The organism is Halosubterraneus shenae, assembly GCF_050510935.1.
Taxonomy (GTDB): Archaea; Halobacteriota; Halobacteria; order Halobacteriales; family Haloferacaceae; genus JBDGPU01.
This window is the reverse complement of sequence record NZ_JBNLVO010000007.1, coordinates 36,346-57,695: the sequence shown is the minus strand read 5'-3', so window position 1 is coordinate 57,695 and position 21,350 is coordinate 36,346. Positions and strand designations below refer to the sequence as shown.

Below are 21,350 nucleotides of genomic sequence, written 5' to 3'. Positions count from 1 at the left end.
TGGGCGCTGTTATTTTCCTTCTAGCCGCGTATCCAGCTGGCCAATCCGATATCGCCGACTCGATCTGGACGAGGTTTGATCGATCCAGACCTAGATATTACAGCCGTATGTCTGTAAGTATAGTTGGCGAGTTCCGGGATCGCCAGTGTTGTTCACTTCTGCCGAACAGACTGTCGGGTATGTGGGCAATTACCACGAGTCAATTGAGTGGTGTAGGGATAATTAGCTCAGATCGTAACAGCGAGAAAGCCATCTTCAGCCAGTTCGGGTGTTTAAACACTGGATTCGCACGAGCAAAACACCACTGGCGACGGACGGGATCGGTCTTGCTTCAATACTGGTAATAGACAACACCAAACAAAAAATACTAATACTTTAACCATGATTGAGAGAACGACCCATGCAAAGCAATAGCAGGGTAGGTAGACGGAAGTTTATCCAAGCAGCAGGTGCAGCAGGTATCACGGCTGGGATCGCCGGATGCTCCTCCTCAGGCTCCGGAGGGGCCCAAACCGGAGCGTCGAGCGGTGGGGGCGGGAGCGACGGCGAGACGACGGTCAAGATGAACCTCCTCAGCCGGACGCCGGAGCGGGCCGTGAACAACTTCGAGGCGGCACTCCACGAGGCTGGCCTGTCGAAAGACATCAGCATCGAACTCAGTACCAAGTCACCCGGCACGCTGGAAGACCAGTATCGGCAGTGGCTCAACGCCGGCCGCAGTGAGCCGGACATCCTCACCATGGACGTCGGGTGGTCGATCCCGTTCATCCGCCGCAACCAGCTCCTCAATCTCAGCGAGGAACTGCCGGAAGACGCACTCAATACGCTCGAGTCGGAGTACAACCAGGCGAGCCTCAACTCGAGCCGTGGGCAGGACGGAAATATCTTCGGCGTCCCCTTCATGATGGACGTGCGCGGCCTCCTGTATCGGAAGGACCTCGCGAGGAAAGCCGGCTACGAGCCCGACGCGAACAACTGGGGGACCGAACCGAAGCCGTGGAAGGAGTTCTCCCAGGTCATCGCCGACGTGCAGCAACAACAGAGCCTCGAGTACGGGCTGACGATGCCCTTCGAGCTCTCCCAGACTATCACTTGCTGCGCGTTCAACGCCATGATGTCCCAGTGGGGTGGCGCGTACTTCGGCGGGCGCGAGAACCTGTTCGGACCGATCGGCGACCGGCCGATCACGATCGACGGGGAGCCGGTCAAGCAGGCGCTCCGGATGCTCCGAACGTTCATCCACGGCCACGAGGACGACCACGCGCTCGACGACGACGGATTCGCTGGCGGGATCGTGCCGTCTGACGTCCTCGGCTGGCGCTACACGAAGGACCTCGACGCGATACTCAACGGGGACGCGTTCGGGTACACGGTCGGGATGCCCGCGATGGCCCTGCTTGGGGCTAGCGACAGCAACTTCGGGGAGCAGGTGAACGAGAAACTCGGCATGATGCCGAAGCCCTACGGGATTCCCGAAAGCGAGTCCAAATACGAGGGCATCGGCGGGACGTCGTCGCCACTCGCCGGCTACAACCTCTCGGTCAATCCGAACTCGTCGAAGATCGACGCGGCACTCGAAGTCATCCAGACGACGATGACCGACGACTTCCTCGAACGCTGGTTCAACCTCTCCGGCTACATGCCTGCGAAGACCGATCTGTTGGCGTCGGAGGCGACCCAGAGTCATCCGATCCTGGGTCAGTACATGGATACGTTCTCGGTGATGGCGGACAACGCCGTCCCCCGCCCGGTGACGCCGATCTACTTCCAGGAGTCGAAAGTCATCTCACAGGAGGTCCACAACGTCGTGTCCCAGAGCAAATCCCCCGAGGCCGGGATGTCGGATGCCAAGCAGCAACTCGCGAACATCGAGAACAACTATGGCAACTAACCAGGCCGATCCGAATCAAAATGCGACACTCCCAAGCGCACTCCGATCGAGCGGAGCGTCCGTCAACGACTGGGTTGAGAACCTCTCGGAAACGAAGTTCGCGTACCTCGTGCTCGGCCCGACGCTCGTGTTGTTCACGGCACTCGCGCTGTGGCCGATCCTGTACACCTTCAAGACGTCGTTCTTTGCGGACAGCTTTAGCCAGTTTCACGGGCAGTTCGTCGGGCTCGGCAATTACGTCGGGATCGTCACAGGCACCCGCGACTACTCGCTGATTCGGCCGTTCATCGACCTGCAGAACCCCTTCCGGAGTGTCCTTCCGACGACGCTCATTTACACGGCCCTGAGCGTGGTTCTGATAACTGCGTTCGGGTTCGTCCAGGCGCTGGTGTTGAACAAGACGTTCCGCGGCCGATCCATCGTTCGCACCGCGGTCCTGATCCCGTGGGCCGTCCCGATCGTCATTCAGGGGATGATTTTCTACCTGCTGTTCATTCCCGGTGGGCTCGGAACGGAGTTCCTCAACCAGTTCGGAATCGTCGGGTCACGACCACTCAGCAACAGCCTCTCGACAATGGCTATAGTCACCCTCGCTTCGATCTGGAAGCGGTCCGCATACGTCGCGCTGATCGTTCTCGCGGGGCTGCAGGGCATCGACGAGAACCTCTACGACGTCGCGGACGTCGCCGGCGCCTCCAGGTGGCAGAAGTTTCGGCTGGTCACGCTTCCGCAGGCGATCCCGGTACTGATGATCGCCATGCTCCTGACGTCGATCGGGTCGATGCGCATCTACGGGCAGATCGATTCGATAGCGAGCTGTAGCGTCATGCCGTCGATCACGTGCGCGGTCGTGGGCACGTTCAACGGAAGCCTCTACGGCACCGCGTCGGCGCTGGCGTTCATCACCGCCATCCTGATCGGGCTCGTGTCGCTCGTCTACCTCGGCGTCCTGAGCCGTTCGAACGCGGGGGGGATCTAACATGGAAGCCGACACCACCGAGCGACGGAGTGACCGCTTCGACGTGTTCGGGATCCGCGAGCGGTTGGCCGCGTCGGACTCCCTGTTCCAGTACCTGTTCTATCTCACCACGGGGCTGATCCTGCTCGTCGCGCTGTTCCCCTTCTACTACCTCGTCGTCCTGGCGCTCTCGGAGCCCGGAAGCACGACGCAGGCGACGCTGTTGCCCGTGGGCTTTGCTCCGTCATCGTTCGTCACGGCATTCCAGGTCGTCCCGTTCCACCAGTACATGCTGAACAGCCTGATCATCGCCACGGCGGTGACGCTGTTCGTGCTGGTGTTCGCGAGCCTCGCCGGCTACACGTTCGGTCGGATGGAGTTCCGCGGGAAGCGCCCCCTCTTCCTCCTGCTCATCTCGGTGTCGTACTTCCCAGGTGCGACGTTCATCGTGGGGATGTTCAAACTGCTCACCGGCAACGTGACCGTGCTCGGCGTCAGCAGTCCGAACCTGTTTAACACGCCGGCCGCCGTCGGCCTGCCGCTAACAGCCCTCTCGCTCCCGTTCGCGATCCTCCTGTTGACTACCTTCTTCGGGCAGATCCCGGACGGACTCGAGGACGCCGCACGGGTCACTGGTTCGACGCGTCTCGGCGCCCTCTACCGCGTTATCGCACCGCTGTCCGCCCCCGGACTCGTGACGGCCGGCGTGTTGACCTTCATCACGGCGTACAACGAGTTCTTCTTCTCAAAGCTGATGACGACCGGGTCGCCGGAGAACTGGTCGCCAATCGTCTGGGGGCTCCTGCGGTATCAGACTGAAGTCTCGGTCAGATACGATCTGATGGCCGCGGCAAGCCTCATCGGCGTCCTGCCGGTCGCGCTGCTCGTCCTGGTCGCACAGCGTAAGATCGTAAGCGGCCTCACGTCCGGTTCCATCAAAGGATAGCCACGAAACACGACAATTCACCGAACACATCACAACCATGACCCATCTCAAACTCAGCGACGTAACGAAGCAGTACAGCGACGTCGTCGCGGTCGACGACATGAACCTCGACGTCGAAGAAGGCGAGTTCATCTCCCTCATCGGCCCGTCGGGCTGTGGGAAGTCGACGACCCTCGAGACGATCTCGGGGTTGACGAAGCCAACCGACGGGCGCATCGAGATCGCCGGGGAAGACGTCACGGACGCGCCGCCGAAGGACCGGAACATCGCCATGGTGTTCCAGAACATCGCGCTCTTCCCGCATATGACCGTGCGCGAAAACATGACCTTCGGCCTCCGGCTCAAGCACTACGAGGAGGCGGAGATCGAGGACCGACTGCAGCAAGCAGCCGATATTCTCCAGATCGATGGAATGCTCGACCGGATGCCCGACGAACTCTCCGGCGGGCAGCGCCAGCGCGTCGCGATCGGGCGCGCAATCGTGATGGATCCCGAGGTCTTCCTGATGGACGAACCGCTGGCGAACCTCGACGCGAAACTGCGTGTCCACATGCGCACGGAGCTCCAGCGTCTCCAGCAAACACTCGACGTGACGACGGTCTACGTCACGCACGACCAGGCGGAAGCCATGACGATGTCCGACCGCATCGCGATTATCAACCAGGGCGAACTCCAGCAGTTTGCACCGCCGCTCGAGTGTTACAACGAGCCCGCGAACCGGTTCGTCGCCGGCTTCATCGGCTCGCCGAGCATGCGATTCGTCGACGGCGAGGTCGACGAGGGGACGTTCCACGCTGCCGAACTGGACCTGCACGTCGACGTCTCGCAGGGTTCCGCGACCCAGTTACCGACCAGACTGACCCTCGGCATTCGCCCCGAGGACGTCCACCTCGCTGCGAACCGGCCAGCGGACGCCGGCACGACGCCCGCGACACTGACAGTTGACGTCGTCCAGCCAATGGGGGACGAGCTCGTCGTCTACCTCCACGGGACGGACAGGGACGTCCTGGGTGGCGATGAGGCGTCGAACGGTGAGACGAGCCAGCTCCTCATGACGACGGACCCGAACGCGAACCTCGAACCGGGGCAGACAGTCGACGTCGTGCTGGACCGCGAGCAGATCCACCTGTTCGACCCCTCCACGGGCGAAGCGCTCGTTCACGGCCTGCCGGAACAGACCGATGCCGCGGTGGCCCCCGGCGATCGGGGAGAAAGCACGCCCTAACTACGCCGAATAGCCCGGGAGCCGTCGTCCGGCGGTTCCCGCGGCCGAGGGTCGTTCGACGAACCGTCACCATCCTGCCGCTCGAATTCAAAAGGAGCCGGAGTCCGGGGCCTGAACCAGCGTGTCGCTACCGGGCCGTCGCGACGTGACAGGGCTGGCGACGGCGCCTGCTTCACCAGCCTTCACGGAGTGAGTATGCGGTTACCCCGCCGGCTTCACGACTGAGCACCGCGTGAAAGTCAGCACAAAAACTGCGTCGGCGACCGCGGTCGACGCACTGTCACCGCCCGGAAGCGCAGCGCCGGTTATTCCGACTGTTTCCGCTGGTAGAAGTCCTGGAGGACGCGGAAGGCCTGCTTCTTTCGCCCGTACGGGTCGAGGAGCCCCTTGCGATTGAATCCGCGCTGATATTCGTTCTGCCGTAGCGGCGCGCGGAAGTCGAAGAGAATCCAGGGCGCAATGCCGGTAATCTGCTCACTTTCCTCGATGGCGCTGATCTGGCCGCGATAAATGGCGGCCTGGTACTCCTCGGTCCAGCGTTCGTCCTCGTCGCCGTGGTGGCCCCACTTCGCCCCACCGCCCGTCTCGGAGATGACGACCGGCGTGCCGTCCGGGTCCTCCTGGAACTCCTTCATGTTGTCAGCGTCACCGTAGTACCAGCCGTGGTACTCGTTGATGCCGATCACGTCGAGGTGGTCCTCGAGCGGGTCCTTGAGAACGAGGCCGTCGTCAGTTTCGTCGACGAAGCAGGCCGCGGTCACCAGCCGAGTGTCGTCGAGGTCGCGGACGTAGTCGGCCATCCGCGGGAGCACCTCGTTTCGCGTGTCGTCGGTGTGGTCGGTCTCGTTGGCGATCGACCAGAGCACGACGGACGCCCGATTCCAGTCGCGCTGGACGAGCTCCCGGAGTTGCTGCCGGTAGAGCTCCTGGACGTCCTCGTCGCCGAACTCGATGTCCCAGTAGGCAGGGACCTCCTCCCAGAGGAGAACCCCCTCCTCGTCCGCCTTGCGCGCCATTTGCTCGGTGTGCGGATAGTGGGCGAGCCGTGCGAAGTTGCAGCCCAGTTCGTTGAGCCACTCGAAGCGCGTCGCGACGTCCTCGCTGTCGAGGGCACGCCCCTCTCCGGCGACTTCCTCGTGCAGCGAAATGCCACGCAGCCACACCGATTCACCGTTCACGAGAACGTCGCTGCCGCGAACTTCAACCTCGCGGAGGCCGACGCGGTCCTCGAGTTCGTCGTCGTCAGTCTCCAGACGGACGGTGTACAGCCGCGGATCGGACGGGCTCCAGAGGGAGACCGCGTCCCGGTCGATGGTGAGCGTCCCGGCGTATTGCGTCCCATCGTCCGTGAGTTCGACCGACTCGTCGAGGGCAGGAATAGTCGCTGAAACCGACTCCGCCCCACCGTCGCCAGCAAGCCACGCGGCGACGCGAACCTGGACGTCGTCGGAACCGACCGTCGTCTCGACTTTGAAGTTCCGTATGTGCGTCTCCGGGACGGAGATCAGTTCGACGCTGCGATTGATCCCACCAAAGTTGTACCAGTCAGTCCCCTCGTTCGGGATCCCGTCCTCGTAGCGCTTGTTGTCGGCCTGGACGACGACGGTGTTCTCGCCATCCTGCAGCTCGTCCGTAACCTCGAAGCTGAACGGAGTATAGCCGCCCTCGTGCGTTCCCAGGAGTTCGCCGTTCAGCCAGACCTTCGCCTTGTAGTTGATCGCCCCAAATCGGAGGAAGCTTCGGTCGTCAGACTGCTCGGCGGCCCAGTCGAAAGTTTTCGCGTACCAGACCCACCCTTCGTAGTGACGGAACTCGGGGAGCTGCTCCCCCCAGCTCGCCGGAAGCTCCACGGACAGTCCATCGTAGATGTTGAAGTCACACGGATCGTTCTCGATGGACGCTGACGGTTCGTAGATCGGGTCCGGCGCGAACCCGGCGGGGTTGTCCTCCTCGTCGTCGAAGAAGTCGGAGAAATACCCCTCGAAGTTCTCGTACTGGTCGGGGATCGCCTGCCAAGTTCCGTCGAGAGACGTCGTCTCTCGCGGATATGCTGATAACTCCATCAACAGCCTGTTCTCCAACTCGTCTATTAAATGTTACGAGGATGAGACAGGGGTGCACACCGCGTGGCAACTCAGCTCACGTCGACGCAGGACGGTGGGCCTCGAGAGGCGTTGCGGGGAAGGCGCTCACGATGACGAGTGGCGGGGTGCAGTACGAGTACCGGGTATAGCCTCGACTGCGCCCGTCTACCGACCGGACCATTGATACACAATCTTTAATTGACTGCGATTACGGCGTTAGCGTATGGAAGGTCAGTGTTTACCAAACGAACGGTTATCGAACCACCTGCCACGTGGCTCCGAGGCGTAATACATGTCTACGAACAACAGTTCGATCTCGTACGGTAGAGTCGTCACCCTGCTCCTCATCGGGTTGGTCCCGGCCTTCTCCGGGGCGCTGATCAATCCCACCATCCCCGCGATTCAGAACACGTTCTCGCACGTGCCGAACTCCGAGACGCTTGCCCAACTCGTCAGCTCGCTTTCCGCGTGGATCGTGCTGGTCGTGGCGCCACTCACTGGCTATCTCCTCGACCGATACGCCAGGAAGCCCATCCTGCTCCTTGGCATCATCACGTACGGGGTCGGGACGAGCGTCGCGTTCTTCCTCGACTCCATCTACCTGATCCTCCTGACGCGCGTTCTCGACGGCATCGCCGTCGGCTCGCTGATGGTGACGGTGCCGACGCTCATCGCGGACTATTACACCGGGTCGCGCCGCGAGTCGATCATGGGCTACTTCAGCGCAGCGTCGTCCGGCGGCGGCGTCGTCGCCGCCATGCTGGGCGGCTACATCGCCAGTACGCTGGGATGGCGGTACATCTTCCTCGTCTTCGCGGGCGCGCTCCTCTTCGTCCCGCTCATCATCCGCTACATCTCCGAACCCGAGGTCAGTCAGCAGACTAGCGAGGACGAAGTCGGGCGGATCGAGGCGGCGATCAACATCGTCCGTGAGAACCCCGCCTGGCTGCTGATCTCGATCTACCTGCTCGTCCTGATCGGGATGCTCACGACGAACCTCATCCAGATTGAGGTCCCCTTCTACCTGACCGGGGTTCTCGGCGTGGATGGCTCGACGGTCGGGTTCACGCTCTCCAGCGTCTTCGCCGTGGCGTTCGTCATGGCGTCGTTATACGGTCGCATCAAACAGTATCTTCCTCACATCGCTATCATGGCGCTGTCGTTCTCCATAGCGGCGGCCGGCTTCATCGTGATCACGTTAGTCGAGTCCTTCTGGCCGGTGTACTTCGGCGTCCTCGGCTCGGCAGTCGGGTTCGGGGTGTTCCTGCCGACGGCAAACGACTGGGTCGCCTCGGTCGTCGACAAGCGATACCGTGGACGCGCCCTCAGTGGTGTCACCATGTTCATGTACGGTGGCTTCGCCCTCTCCCCGTTCGTTCCCAACCCCATCATCGACCAGTTCGGTCGCGTCGGGATGCTCCGGATCGCCGGGTTGTTCCTCGCCGTTGTCGCCGCAGTTCTCTACGTCCTGTGGCTCGTCAACCGGTCGCGGTCCCCGAGGGCAGAAGCCCCAGTGGCAGGCGACTAGCGGAACAGCCGAAATTCGGATCGAGAGTACCCAAACCACGCACCTGTCCGATACCTTTTCGACGGTCGCTGTGTGTCGCCTGAGATAACAGCCTGTGTCTCGACGTCGGACGAGGGGGGCCGTCATCCTCTTCCGGGTGCGTTTATCTGCCGAGGACGGTGTCCACGACCAGGCGACAGCTCCCGATCCCGGTCCACTCCGAGCGAGGCCGATCCATCGGCCCGGTTCGAACACTAACGGTCCGCCCGCACCGAGACAGTGGTCACGTTCGGTCGCTGACGCGGGCGCTCCGTGAGATATCAATCTTTTTGGCGTTCCTCGCGACAGTGGAAGATGTGACGCTTGAGCGCATCCTACTCCCAGTTCGTGGTGACGACGACGAGCGGATAGATCGACTGATCGAGGCGGTAGTCGACGTCGCCTCATCCGCGGAGACGACGGTGACTATCGCCCACGTGATCCCCAACCGGAACGAGTGGATCTCTTCGTCGATGCTCGCGACCCCCGGGAGCAACTTTCCGCAGACGTTCTCCGAATCCGAATACGACGAGCTCCTCGACCAGCACTCGCTGGAGGAGGAGAACCTCGACGACGTCGTCGCCAACCAGGAAACGGTGCAGACGCTCGCAGACCGGCTCGAGGAGGCGGGGATCGGCTACGAAATCCGCGGCGCAGTCGGCGAGCCCGGCGAGGCGCTCGTTTCGATGGCCGGTGAGCTGAACGTCGACCGGGTCATCGTCGGTGGCCGGCATCGGTCGCCGACGGACAAGATACTCTTCGGCAGCGTCGCACAGACACTGCTGTTGGAAGCGCCGTGTCCGGTCACACTCATCCGGGACAACGTCTAACTACCGCCGACGGATCCCCCACTCGCCCACAATAACCACCGGCAGGAAGCGGTTCGTCTTTTATTACCCGCGAGACGCGGAGAATTCGACACGACCACTTCGGCTGGGCGAACCGGACACTTGCGTGGCACCGTACCTCGAACGGCGAGACGGGCCGAGGCGGAGGTATCACTCAAGGACACGTCGATATTTTCGAAACGGGCACGCACCTCCGTCGATCCCTCATGGACCGCCGCAGGAAGCTCCATCACGGTCCGTGGATACCATGGCACCGTGACGATGGGACGAGAGCCGTCGACTTTTGTTCTTTTCTCGTGAATCGCGCCCTATGTGGGATCAGGATACCGAATTCGGCCAGTTGGGTGGTGACCAGCCCGTACAGTCTCGAATAGCCTGGTCGGAAGAACAGTATCAGGGCTAAACTAGCAGATCCGGTTCGGCACCATCGAATACCGTGCATTGGAGCCCAGATACCCCATTACCAACTAAGTAACTCGGATCTTCGGCCGATATATACTATCGGAGCCTCAGCATCGACGGTAGGAATTACAAGCATATAACTGTAATTTCTTTGCGGGCGTGATGGCGCCCAAAACCCCCATTCGGCACCAGCCTCCAGAATACACTATCTCACGATCTAATCGCCGTCGCAACCCCGGATTTCCGTCGTATCTGACGACTGTTCTTATCTATCGAAAGAGGCGCCTTAGTTCTTCAGTCGCCTGTTAAGGCCAACTCAGACACGCCGGTGGCGAACGGACTACCAACCTCGGGGGTAGGACACGACCAATCCCAGCAATCTCAACCGGGTAGAACTGGTGCGAAATTGCGCTGGCGTTCTGGTGCACAAAATATGGACTCGGCGGAGCACAGTCTCGAATCGCCAGCGGTGGTCCGAGTTTCCCGTCCCGGCTCACGAATTATTGGAAACCCACACGTCCCACTCTCGAGAAAATCGCGGTCCAACTCCGGCTGGTATCGCATTCCGATCGGAGGTCTGGCCGGCAAAAGGGCGGTCTCAGACACTTTCACCGCCTTTAAGCGCATTCCGGGAGAACTCCAATACATGTCGACGATCGAGCTCACCGCTAGCCAAGAAACGATTCTCTCGGCGCTGACAAACATGTATTCTGAGCAGGAAGATGCCGTAAAAGGCGAGGCGATCGCTAATACAGTCGGCCGCACCCCGGGCACGATCCGGAACCAGATGCAGAGCCTGAAAGCGCTCCAGCTCGTCGAGGGCGTCCCGGGCCCGAAAGGTGGGTACAAACCGACGGCGAACGCCTACGAGACGCTCGACATCCAGCGTATGGAGGAGCCCGCCGAGGTCGATCTTCGCCACAACGGCGAGAAGGTCGAGTCCGTCAACATCGAGGGCATCGACCTCTCCAGCGTGCACCACCCCGAACTCTGCCGGGCAGAGATCCACGTCCAGGGCTCCGTCCGTGACTTCCACGAGGGCGACTCGGTGACCGTCGGGCCGACGCCCCTCTCGAAGCTGCTCGTCGAGGCAACCGTCGACGGCAAGGAAGAAACGGCCAACGTGCTGATCCTCCGGATCGACGACATGCGTGCGCCCGTCGAAGAGCCCAACCACTGACGTGAGGGTACAGCACTGTCGTCTCCGATCCGGATTCCGTCGGCTGGTACTCCCCCGCGCGAACTTACCTGACTAACGCCACCACAGGGCAGAAGCAGGCAAAATGTCGTCCCGCGGCCAGCAGTCAAACGACTCAGTCCAGCGAGTCCATGAGCCCCCGCATGTAGCCGATCGCGAAGAGACGGCCGTTCGTGTGATAGCCAGGGTTGGAGTTGTCCTCGCCGGCCATCGTCGGAACGTGGTCCGGGCGCATTGGAACGTCATCGTCGACAGCCTCCTCGTAGGCAGCCATTGCCGCGTGCATGTCAGTCGGGCCGTCGTCGTGCCAGGTTTCGACGAACCGATCGGCATCCCCCTCGACGTCCCGGAAGTGGACGAAGTTGATGCGGTCGCCGAAGCGATGAATCGCGGCGGGGACGTCCGCCCCCATCGCTGCGAAGTTCCCCTGGCAGAACGTGATCCCGTTGTGTTCGCTGTCTACCACGTCCATGATGCGTTCGTAGTTGGCGACGCTGTTTGCGATACGCGGAACGCCACGGACTTCCTCGCGTGGCGGATCGTCCGGATGAAGTGCCAGCCGAACGCCGGCGCGTTCGGCAACCGGCACGACTTCCTCCAGGAAGTATGCAAGCGCGTCGAAGATCTCCTCGCGACTCGTCTCGGCGGCCGGGACCGGCGGGCCACCCTGCATCTTCGCGTCGTCGTAGCCGGTTACGTAGGAACCGCCACGGGATTCGACGTGCGCCGCCGTGCGTGCCCAGCGGACGCCCGCCATCCAGTCGTAGCAGACGACCGAGATCCCGAGATCACCGCAGTTCCGGAGGAATCGTTTGAACTCGTCGATGTCCTCGTCGCGACCTTCGAGACCGAGACGGATACGATCCGTCAGCGGAACGCTCCCCTCGAGTACCGAGAACTCGAGCCCGTCGTTCTCCAGCCAGTTCCGGAGTCCACGTAACTCGTCGTAGGTCCAGTCGGTCTGCCCGTCGCCGATCTCCAACGGATGAATGACGGCGTCCGTGACGCCCATCTGAGTTGCGAGCTCCCACCGCTCGTCCGGCTCTGGTGGGAGCACCAGCGCTGGTTGCACCATACGAGCCACTGGCCGAGTCGCCTACATAAAGATTCGCGTTACCGCCGAACAGCTACTCAGCACAGCCGTGACCACGGCCACAGGAGGGTCTGAGCGCAGACCAGCTCCCGGTAGTCGCGACGAAACGGATCGGCCCAGCCGTGGGGAAGGGTGCAAAACGTGCCCTGTAACCATGGTAAAACTGACCCGGTACCGTCCAACCCTGCCGACACCCGAAGAAAAGTACGGCCGAAAGTCGAACCCGTACCCGTATGCCAAGCGTTACTGAGAACTACGTAGGTGGTGACTGGACCACCGGGTCGAGCGGAGAGGCGATCGACGTCACCGATCCCGCGAATCCAGACGAGGTCGTCGCGCGCTATCAGAAATCCACCAGCGAGGATGCAACAGCCGCGGTCACCGCAGCGAACACTGCGGCCGACGATTGGGCGTCGACGCCCGGCCCGGAGCGGGGAGCAATCCTCCGGGAGGCGGGTCGGATCCTGGAGGATAAAAAGGAAGAGCTCACGGACGAGCTCATCGCCGAGGAGGGGAAAGCTCGCCCGGAGGCCGCCGGCGAGGTCCAGCGCGCCATTGACATCTTCTACTACTTCGCGGAGAAAGCGCGCGATCTCGGCGGGAACGTGAAGGCCGCCAGCGGGGCCGACAAAACGCTCTACACAGTCCAGGAACCGGTCGGTGTCGCCGCGCTCATCACGCCGTGGAACTACCCGATCGCCATTCCCGCCTGGAAACTCGCACCCGCACTTGCGACGGGCAATGCGGTCGTGCTGAATCCGGCGAGCGTCGCCCCCGGGCCGGCCGTCTCGCTGGCGGACGCACTGGACGAAGCCGGGCTCCCCGACGGCGTCCTGAACGTCGTCACGGGCCCCGGCAGCGAAGTGGCGAGCACGTTTGTCGAACACGAGGACGTCGACGCGGTCTCGTTCACCGGGAGTACCCAGGTCGGGGAGATGGTGTACGACCAGGCCACCGACAACGGCAAGCGCGCCCAGACGGAGATGGGGGGCAAGAATCCGACGGTGGTCGGGCAGTCGGCCGACCCCCAGGAGGCGGCCGAGATCGTCGCCAACGGTGGGTTCGGGACGACCGGGCAGTCGTGTACCGCGTGTTCGCGGGCGATCGTCCACGAGGACGTCCACGACGAGTTCGTCGACGAACTCGTTGCGCAGGCCGAGGCCGTCGACATCGGGCCCGGTGGCGACAGCGAGATGGGCCCGCAGGTCAGCGAAAGCGAACTGGAGTCCACCCTGGAGTACATCGACGTCGCCCAGGAGGAGGGGGCAACGCTGGCCGCTGGCGGTGGGACGCCCGACGGCGAGGCAGTCGAGGAGGGCTACTTCGTGGAGCCGACGGTGTTCACGGAGGTCGCCAACGACATGCGCATCGCCCAGGAGGAAGTCTTCGGCCCGGTCGTCGCCGTCATCGAGGTCAGCGACTTCGAGACGGGCGTGGAGCTGGCTAACGACGTTGAATACGGCCTCTCGGCGAGCGTCGTCACGGACGACCACACGGAAGCAAAGCGGTTCGTCGACGAATCCGAGGCCGGCGTGGTGAAGGTCAACGAGAAAACCACCGGCCTGGAACTGCACACGCCGTTTGGCGGGTTCAAGCGATCCTCCTCAGAAACCTGGCGTGAACAGGGCGACGCCGGACTGGATTTCTACACCATCTCAAAAACCGTCTACGACGGCTACTGATCGGTTCCTGGAGGTCGCCGTCCCGTCCTCCACAGGAGACGTCGGCGAAGGACCGCAGCACCGTCGTTCGACAGCGTCCGAGCGACTTCGACTGAGTGGAACCGTGCGACGTATCCCAGTCTCGCCAGGCAACCCCGATAGCCCGGAGGGTTAGCTCCGGGCCGCTTCAACAGCGTTCGCGACGTTCGGGTCGCTGGCCGTGATTTCGATCGTCGTGACACCGGCCGCGTCAACGGCGCGAGCGACGGGATGATTCGGTCGGCTCCGACGCCGCGTGAAACGGCGATGACGCCGCCTTCGCCGAACCGTGTCCGGACCTGGTGTTTCGTGGGCACGGGTGTGATGCAAGCACGACATCAGTGCGGCGATATCCCACCCTCCTGCCGTTGCGTGGAATCCGGCCATGGTCACCCCTGTGGGGGCGGTTCCGACCGAATATTTTAATGCCAGTTCCGTCCGACGCAACAGCATGGGATTCCTCGATGAGGAGTATCTCCTCAACTCCGAGTCAGCGAAGCAGCTGTACGAGGAGATCCGTGATCTGCCAATTCTCGATCCACACAGTCACGTCGACGTCGAAGCGGTTGCCCAAAACGACGGCTGGAACGACATCTGGGAGGTGGAAGGTGCAACAGACCACTACGTCTGGGAGTTGATGCGAAAGCGCGGCGTCCCCGAACGGAAAATCACTGGCTCGGCGTCCAACCACGAGAAGTGGCTAGCGCTCGCCAACGTGTTTCCCGAATTCGCCGGCAATCCAACCTACGAGTGGATCCATCTGGATCTGAAACGCCGGTTCGGGATCGAGAAACCGATCTCCGCCGAGACGGCGGAGGAAATATGGACGGAGACAAAAACAGCGCTCGAGGCACCGGAGATGTGCCAGCAGACGTTGCTCGAAGAAATGAACGTGGCAGTCATCTCGAGCACTGACGACCCCACCTCGGACCTCCAGTACCACCAGCAGCTGGAAGACGACCTGAACGACGTCACGGTGCGACCGACGTGGCGGCCCGACACTGCTCTCAAGATCGAGCAAGCCGAGTGGACCGACTACGTCAGGAACCTCGGGGCGGCAACGAACACCGAGACGGGCGATCTCGAAGGCTTTCTGACGGCGCTGCAAGTCAGCCACGACTACTTCGACGACCACGGCTGTGGGGCGAGCGACCACGGACTCCCGACAGTTACCACGAAGCCCGTGAGTGAGAAGCGGGCGGCAGCCATCTACGACCGTGCCTACGCTGGAGAGCAGCTGACAGCCGCCGACGTGACCGATTTCAAAGCGTTCGTCCTGGAGGAGATCGGGGAGATGAACCGGGAAGCGGACTGGGTGACACAGTTCCACATCGGCTCCGTTCGAGATTATCGTGACTCGCTGTACGATGACCTGGGTTCGGACGCCGGCGGAGACGTCTCGACACAGAACGTCGAGTTGACGGAGAACCTCGAGTACTTCCTCAACGAATTCGACAGCGACCTCGAGGTCGTTCTGTACACGCTGGATCCGACACACTATCCGACCATTTCGTCGATCGCGCGGGCGTTCCCGAACGTGAGCGTCGGCGCAGCGTGGTGGTTCAACGACAGCCCACTCGGCATCAGCAACCAGCTGGAGTACGTTGCCACCGTCGATCTCCTCGCAAACCACGCTGGGATGGTGAGCGACTCCCGGAAGCTACTGTCGTTCGATTCGCGCTTCGAGATGTTCCGGCGGACCCTTGCCGACACCGTCGGGGGGATGGTCGAGCAAGGACAGATCCCACAGGACGTCGCAACCGAGCTGGTGCAGACGGTCGCGTACGACCGGCCAGCGACCCTCTGGGACTTCTAACAGTTCGTCGCGTCACACACCGCTATACGCGGAGAACCCACCGTCGATCGGGATGACGGCGCCGTGAACAAACTCGGAGCCGGGCGATAACAACCAGAGGACTGTCGTCGCGAGGTCTTCGGGATCACCGAACCGGCCCTGGGGCGTGTTGTCGATGATGGACTGTCCGCGGTCGGTGTATTCGCCGGTCGATTCATCGATCAACAGATACCGATTCTGTTCCGTGAGAAAGAACCCCGGCGCGATAGCGTTCACCCGAATGTCGGGTGAATAGTTCTGAGACATGTGGACGGCGAGCCACTCGGTGAAGTTCGATACCGCGGCCTTCGCCCCCGAATATGCCGGGATCTTCGTAAGGGGAGTGAACGCGTTCATCGAGGACACGTTGAGAATCACGCCCTCGCCCTCGTCGACGATGTACTCGCCGAACACCTGCGATGCGAGGACCGTTCCGAGGAAGTTCACGTCCATCACAGTCTCGAAGCCGTCCGCGGGCAACTCGAAGAACGACGTGTCCTCGTCAGTCGTCGCGGCGGGACTGTTGCCGCCCGCGGCGTTAATGAGGGCGTCGACCCGGCCGTACTCCTCGATAACCATCTCCGCGGCGGCCTCGAGTTCCGCTCTATCGAGGACGGATGCGGAGACCGTGAGATGGTCGACGTCCAGTTTGGTCAGTTCCTCGCTGGTTTCTTGCAGTGCCTCCTCTCCGCGCGCGAGAATCACGACGTTCCCGCCGTTTCGACCGATCGCCTTCGCCATCTCCGAGCCCAGGATACCTGACCCGCCAGTGATGACACAAACTTTGTCGTCAACGTCGAAGTTGTTCGGAATCGTCATTATCGAGTCGTATTGAAGGCGTCGCGGGTCAGTCGTATGAACCTTTTCGTCGGTGATCCTGTCTCCGGGAGACGTCGGTGAGGGACCGAGGGGCCGCACATCTGGAGAAGTTTCTATCGAGCTAGAGACTGTCAATTTCCTCGAGAGCCTCGGTCGCAACGTCGCCTAACTCCCCGGCTTCGATGTGAGAGTAGCGTTCGCGAACCATTTCTTCGGAGTTGTCCAGGTACCGAGCCGCAACAGTGTATCCGAAGGCCCGGACGAGAACCTCGCCCATCCCACGTCGGCCGCCATGAGGAGCGAGATAGTCGTGTTTCGGATGGGGGATATCGACCGGCGCAGCTTCCGAAAGGCGCTGAAGCATCGACCGTGCGCCGTCCGTCGTGATCGACGGTGGCCGAACGTCCGCGTCGAGCGCCAGCAGCAGGTCGCGAGCATACTCGCTGCGCCGCTCATCGATCGCCTCCGGGTGTTCTCCCCGGTCAGCCAGCTCGTCCTGCAGGATCGTTGCCAGCGTTGGCTGGTCAAACGTCGGAAACACCGGCCATCGATCCGACGGCGGGTCCATTAGTTTTCGATAACTCCGAAGCGGCGCGATAACCGGGTCGGGGAGACTCGCTGCGTCCCACTGCTGTTTCTTTCGATAGACGTCCATACTGCCCTCGTCGAGCGAGATCTCTTCCCACCGGACACCCCGCCGACGCGGGTCGTTCGGATCTCGAAGGACTTCCCCGACGCGAACAGCGGTGTACGCGAGTACGAATACGAGGGCCCGATCGCGGGCAGCCTGCAGCGCCTCGTAGCGTGCTTGTTGTCTCTCGAGAGGGTCTGTTTCCTCCGGAAGCGTGGTGTACCTCTCGATGACGTCACGTGCACGCTCATCGACGTGACGGGTGAGAGCGTGGCGCTGTTCGGACGTCCAGGCCTGCTGATCGCCGGGCTTGCGGCCGTCGTCGTCGGGGAGTGGAGCCATCGCACTCGCCCGCTGTGCGTAGTGTGCCTCGAGGTAGCCTTCGTTAACGCACCACCCACACCACGCAGAGATATAGCGGTAATAGGTTTGTACAGTGTTCTGTTTGAGCTCTCGGTCACCGGCGAGATGGCGGGCGTACTCGCGGAACACGCGTTCGTCGAGATCCGCGAAGGTCGGGTCCCGGTCACCGTCGTCGGGGACGATCCCCGTCCAGTCGTCACCGCGGTCGCCTGCGGCCCACGCCGCGAACCGCTTGAGCTCGCGCGCTGCATTGCGTCGGTAGTTGCCGCCGTCGCCACCGCGGCCTTTTCCCTTGTCCTGAAGGTACCGTTCGAAGCTCGCGTCGAGCGACGTCGAGGGTGCCCGGTCAGACATCGACCATCCCTCCACGAACCCGCGAACCGGGTCTCAACGCCAGTCCCCCGGGGGAAGCGGCATCGAAAGTGTGTTGCAGCATTCGTGCTCCACCGAGGGCGTCGAGGTACTTCAATGTGCTCGTGATTATTGGGGTAATCATGACCAACTGTGGAGATAGTGCCTTCGACCAAATTCCACTATTTCAAGCGTTCTATTCCCGGTTTGCTGCGTATGAGGCATTTATAAATCGTATGACGCTATACTGAATCTGGCCCACGTTCGTGAAGCATTCATAGAAAATGTGCATATCTACCTGCGGGTGTTTTACCTGAATGCGGATCGAACAAAATACCAGAGTCAACCGCTACTGAAGTTCTTCGACGAGAAAGCAACTGCCTCGTCGACGAGATCGCTGTCGAGGCGGCCCTGCCAGAAGTCGATATCCCCGTGGTCGATCGATTGGACTCCCCACGGAACGATCCGGCTCTCATCCGGAGTCCCACCACGTCGCCAGCTCTCCTCCGGAATCTCGATTAGTTCGTCCATCCAGGATTTCGTTGTCAGCGTCACTGCGATATACTGGTCCCCGTGGAACGGACGCCCTTCGTGGTTCGAGAGAATGAGCCAGGGCCGAGCGTCTTCCTCACCTTTGTACGGATCATCACCGTAGACGACGTCGCCACGCTCGAAGATCAGGGTCTCCTCGTCAGTCACTGTTCTTCCTCGACGCTCGGATGGGATTCCTCGGGTGCGTGCTCGCGCCATACTTCCTTGTCTTCCTCGCCGAATCGCTCGTTGAACAGCGCGGTCGCTCGCTCGTAGCCACTATATCCTTCGAGGCGATCGGTGTCGTCGGTCACCGCCCAGTACGTTGCCTTGTGCTCGACGAGATCGCGGTCCTTCAACCGTGAGAGTGCCGTACTGACCGCGCTTTCGTCAACGCCGATCTGGGACGCTATTTCGCGCGCCTTGAACGCTCGATCCTCGTTGGCGGCGAGAAAGCCGAGGGTTTGATCGGGGACGGAGAGTTCTTCGAGTTCGTCCTCGCTCGTCTTCTCGAAGGTATCTCGGTCGATAGACATCGTTGAACAGAAATACGTCATCCACTGTAAAGAGTGTTAGGAGTGAAAGCTACGAAAACCTCGAAGGAGATATTTTACCACAGCCACGAGCGGTTCGAGAACGTATGCATTGAGACGGTTAGTCCCAACATAGAGGCTTCAATCACACCTCTCGTTACCGCCACATCCCCAGCATTCCTCTGTGCGACGAAAACTACGGTACAACCTGTTCTAACGTACTTCTTGGTGAACCCAATTCCCTTTAAGGGGGCCCATCAACATCCAATAATGACTGAGATCTCCGATTCGCTACGTTTGCTTTACGAGACGACGCTTGAAGAACGCGAAGATGAATATGTACTCACCTTGCCGAAGGGGCTCGTAGAGGACAGTTCACTCGCCAACGATAACAGCTATCGTGTTGCTCTCCTGGAGTCGGCGAGCGACTCTCGGCAGTCCAAATCGGATCGATCCGAGACGACTCCTCAGGTGACCGAGCCCACTGATGAACAACGGATTGAGTCACAGGGCCCACCAGTCGAAGTTGGCGACGTCAGGTCCGTGACTATCGATACGCTCGGCGATCAGGGTGACGGAATCGCGAAAGTCGAACGTGGGTTCATCGTAATCGTTCCAGACACGCGCCCCGGCGATCGAGTCGACGTCGAAATCACGAACGTCGCTGACTCGGTTGCCTTCGCCGAGCCGGTCAGCAAAGCGGAAGTCCGTTAGCGGCCCGCCGTTTCTCACCGCCGTCTGCGCATTCACTGGCAGCAACCATTGCTTCAACCCATTTAAGACATCCATGAATTGTGTTCGCTAACCGCATTCATTGCCTGTGTTCATTAGTTGTGTTCATTGCTGTTGTTCATGGATTGTGTTCACTACATATATTCATTAGTTGTGTTCATGGTTCACTCCAATACACTTCATTAATGAATTGATGAACCGAACTTTCAAGATGAGTTGTATCCATGATGAGAACATGTTAGCGTACTCGACGTACAGCGAGGCAGGTGGGGTTGGGAAAACCACCACAGCTGCAAATTTAGCTGTTGCTCACGCTCGTGCTGGACTGAAACCGCTCGTCGTCCCGCTCGATCCGCAGGACGGCGATCTCTCTCGCTTATTCGGCGTCGACACCGACCGCACCGAATCTGTCGACAATATCGTCCGTCACATGATCCGCCGACCGCAGGGGGACTTCGACGATCTCGTTCGAACGGTCGAGGGAGTGGACATCGTGCCGGAACACAATATGCTCTCAGACCTCGCGGAGTACCTCCAGCGGGAGAAAGATCAGGCGGAAGCCATGGGCGAAGCGTTCGGGATGCACGCCCAGTTGTTGCGTGTCCTCCGGGATGCTGGCGTGCCCGACGAGTATGACGTCCTCATCTGTGACCCGCCGGCAACGGAGGGGCCACACCTCTACAACGCGATTCATGCGACACGATCACTGGTTATCCCTGTCGAGCCCAGCGCCAAGGGCCGGGCTGCAGTACAGGGGTTAGAGTCGCTCGTGGCTGGTCTCGAGGACCAACTCGACGTCGAGGTCGGCGTGCTCGCCGCAGTCCCGATGGGGTTCAAGAACACGCGGGACCAGCAGACGATCCTCGACGAGATCGACTACCCGATTCCGGAAGTAATCGGCGAGCGAGCGTCCCTGATGGAGGGGTGCTGGATGGAGCAGTGCTCCGCGTACGCGTACGTCCGCGACCACCGTGACCGGCAGCGGGACTACGAGATCGAGACGCTCGCGCAGTTCGACCGCATCGCGCGTCACCTGGAGGAACAGGTCGGGCTGGAGGCCCCGAATCCGCCTGAACCCGGCGACCTCGACCACGAGGTGCTATCCGTATGACGGGGATGAAGGAGGGCGCCGGCGAGGACCCGTTCGCCGAAGACGACGCGGATCCGGAGCCGGCCGTCGACGAGCCGACTGTGGACGAGGGGACCGTGGACGAGTCGGCCACCCGAACGACGACCGAACCTGAACCCACAGCTACCCGGAGCGACGAGCGCCAGGAAAGCGATCAGCAGGAATCGCTACAGATCCCCTACAAATTCCGCCGCGACGGCGTCCAGGATGGGCGTGACCGCGTGCCACTGTTCCTTCAGAAGGACACCAAAAGCGATGAACGGGACGCCCAACGGGAGCTCGAGGACCGGTTCGACGACGACGTCTCGTTGACTGACCTGCGTGAGGCCGTGGTGAAAGCGGGGCTCGAACATCTCGACGAAGTCGAAGCGAACCTGGAGGAATGGGGATACGGGATGACCTTCGACGAGTAAGCGTGTCACGTCCGGTCCCCCAGCACTCGACACGCCTGAAGCCGATCATAACTTCGCCACGAGCAAATGCCGAGCCACCGCTACTGGACGATGAAGGCGTCCACGCACGGCCCGATGGCTAAG

18 protein-coding genes are annotated in these 21,350 nt (G+C 61.4%); 12 read left to right on the top strand and 6 right to left on the bottom strand.

Features of this window, described 5'->3' with window-relative positions:
• Positions 1-562 precede the first annotated feature (562 nt).
• Genes ACQE3M_RS14535 through ACQE3M_RS14520 form a run of 4 tightly spaced genes read left to right on the top strand, consistent with a single transcriptional unit; the run spans position 563 to position 5,020 of the window.
• Positions 563-1,891, top strand: coding sequence for an extracellular solute-binding protein (locus ACQE3M_RS14535; RefSeq protein ID WP_430506247.1), 1,329 nt, complete (start codon positions 563-565; stop codon positions 1,889-1,891).
• Entirely contained in the window at positions 1,881-2,870 is a 990-nt protein-coding gene (locus ACQE3M_RS14530) for a carbohydrate ABC transporter permease (protein ID WP_430506246.1), read from the top strand. Before ACQE3M_RS14535 ends, ACQE3M_RS14530 begins: the two co-directional genes overlap by 11 nt.
• 1 nt (position 2,871) lies before the next feature.
• Positions 2,872-3,795 carry a carbohydrate ABC transporter permease gene (locus ACQE3M_RS14525; protein ID WP_430506245.1) on the top strand — a complete coding sequence of 308 codons (924 nt, stop codon included), beginning with the start codon at positions 2,872-2,874 and terminating at the stop codon, positions 3,793-3,795.
• Between the two features lie 37 nt (positions 3,796-3,832).
• The gene (locus tag ACQE3M_RS14520; RefSeq protein WP_430506244.1) at positions 3,833-5,020 is read left to right on the top strand and encodes an ABC transporter ATP-binding protein; all 1,188 of its coding nucleotides are present in this window, start codon (positions 3,833-3,835) and stop codon (positions 5,018-5,020) included.
• Positions 5,021-5,325: 305 nt separating this feature from the next.
• On the opposite strand, the gene ACQE3M_RS14515 is transcribed toward ACQE3M_RS14520, so the two are convergent.
• Positions 5,326-7,083: a glycoside hydrolase family 2 protein gene (locus tag ACQE3M_RS14515; RefSeq protein WP_430506243.1), complete on the bottom strand. Its 1,758-nt coding sequence runs from the start codon at positions 7,081-7,083 to the stop codon at positions 5,326-5,328.
• Positions 7,084-7,396: 313 nt separating this feature from the next.
• On the opposite strand from ACQE3M_RS14515, the gene ACQE3M_RS14510 reads away from it, so the two are divergent.
• The 3 genes from ACQE3M_RS14510 (at position 7,397) to ACQE3M_RS14500 (ending at position 11,080) form a co-directional block, all read left to right on the top strand.
• A complete protein-coding gene (locus tag ACQE3M_RS14510) occupies positions 7,397-8,632 on the top strand; it encodes an MFS transporter (RefSeq protein ID WP_430506242.1) in 1,236 nt (411 codons plus the stop codon).
• Between the two features lie 335 nt (positions 8,633-8,967).
• The gene (locus ACQE3M_RS14505) at positions 8,968-9,480 is read left to right on the top strand and encodes a universal stress protein (RefSeq protein WP_430506241.1); all 513 of its coding nucleotides are present in this window, start codon (positions 8,968-8,970) and stop codon (positions 9,478-9,480) included.
• 1,066 nt (positions 9,481-10,546) lie between these two features.
• Positions 10,547-11,080 carry a TrmB family transcriptional regulator gene (locus ACQE3M_RS14500; protein ID WP_430506240.1) on the top strand — a complete coding sequence of 178 codons (534 nt, stop codon included), beginning with the start codon at positions 10,547-10,549 and terminating at the stop codon, positions 11,078-11,080.
• A 133-nt stretch (positions 11,081-11,213) separates the two neighbouring features.
• Here ACQE3M_RS14500 and ACQE3M_RS14495 read toward each other — a convergent pair whose 3' ends face one another.
• A complete protein-coding gene (locus tag ACQE3M_RS14495; RefSeq protein ID WP_430506239.1) occupies positions 11,214-12,173 on the bottom strand; it encodes a mannonate dehydratase in 960 nt (319 codons plus the stop codon).
• Between the two features lie 251 nt (positions 12,174-12,424).
• Between ACQE3M_RS14495 and xacF the strand changes: the two genes are divergently transcribed.
• The gene (gene xacF / locus ACQE3M_RS14490) at positions 12,425-13,873 is read left to right on the top strand and encodes a 2,5-dioxovalerate dehydrogenase (protein ID WP_430506238.1); all 1,449 of its coding nucleotides are present in this window, start codon (positions 12,425-12,427) and stop codon (positions 13,871-13,873) included.
• Between the two features lie 469 nt (positions 13,874-14,342).
• Entirely contained in the window at positions 14,343-15,707 is a 1,365-nt protein-coding gene (gene uxaC, locus ACQE3M_RS14485; RefSeq protein ID WP_430506237.1) for a glucuronate isomerase, read from the top strand.
• Between the two features lie 12 nt (positions 15,708-15,719).
• On the opposite strand, the gene ACQE3M_RS14480 is transcribed toward uxaC, so the two are convergent.
• The 4 genes from ACQE3M_RS14480 to ACQE3M_RS14465 form a co-directional block, all read right to left on the bottom strand.
• Positions 15,720-16,544, bottom strand: coding sequence for an SDR family oxidoreductase (locus tag ACQE3M_RS14480; RefSeq protein WP_430506317.1), 825 nt, complete (start codon positions 16,542-16,544; stop codon positions 15,720-15,722).
• 121 nt (positions 16,545-16,665) lie between these two features.
• Positions 16,666-17,892, bottom strand: coding sequence for a tyrosine-type recombinase/integrase (locus ACQE3M_RS14475; protein ID WP_430506236.1), 1,227 nt, complete (start codon positions 17,890-17,892; stop codon positions 16,666-16,668).
• A 339-nt stretch (positions 17,893-18,231) separates the two neighbouring features.
• Complete coding sequence (locus tag ACQE3M_RS14470) at positions 18,232-18,588, bottom strand: type II toxin-antitoxin system PemK/MazF family toxin (RefSeq protein WP_430506235.1); 357 nt, start codon at positions 18,586-18,588, stop codon at positions 18,232-18,234.
• Positions 18,585-18,956 (bottom strand): MarR family transcriptional regulator, encoded by a 372-nt coding sequence (locus ACQE3M_RS14465; protein ID WP_430506234.1) that lies wholly within the window; start codon positions 18,954-18,956, stop codon positions 18,585-18,587. The genes ACQE3M_RS14470 and ACQE3M_RS14465 overlap by 4 nt, the downstream gene beginning before the upstream one ends.
• Before the next feature lie 267 nt (positions 18,957-19,223).
• Between ACQE3M_RS14465 and ACQE3M_RS14460 the strand changes: the two genes are divergently transcribed.
• The 3 genes from ACQE3M_RS14460 (at position 19,224) to ACQE3M_RS14450 (ending at position 21,227) form a co-directional block, all read left to right on the top strand.
• Positions 19,224-19,667, top strand: a complete 444-nt coding sequence (locus ACQE3M_RS14460) for a TRAM domain-containing protein (RefSeq protein WP_430506233.1) — start codon at positions 19,224-19,226, stop codon at positions 19,665-19,667.
• A 253-nt stretch (positions 19,668-19,920) separates the two neighbouring features.
• Positions 19,921-20,796: a ParA family protein gene (locus tag ACQE3M_RS14455; RefSeq protein WP_430506232.1), complete on the top strand. Its 876-nt coding sequence runs from the start codon at positions 19,921-19,923 to the stop codon at positions 20,794-20,796.
• Positions 20,793-21,227, top strand: a complete 435-nt coding sequence (locus tag ACQE3M_RS14450) for a DUF7970 domain-containing protein (RefSeq protein WP_430506231.1) — start codon at positions 20,793-20,795, stop codon at positions 21,225-21,227. Before ACQE3M_RS14455 ends, ACQE3M_RS14450 begins: the two co-directional genes overlap by 4 nt.
• Positions 21,228-21,350: the final 123 nt, after the last annotated feature.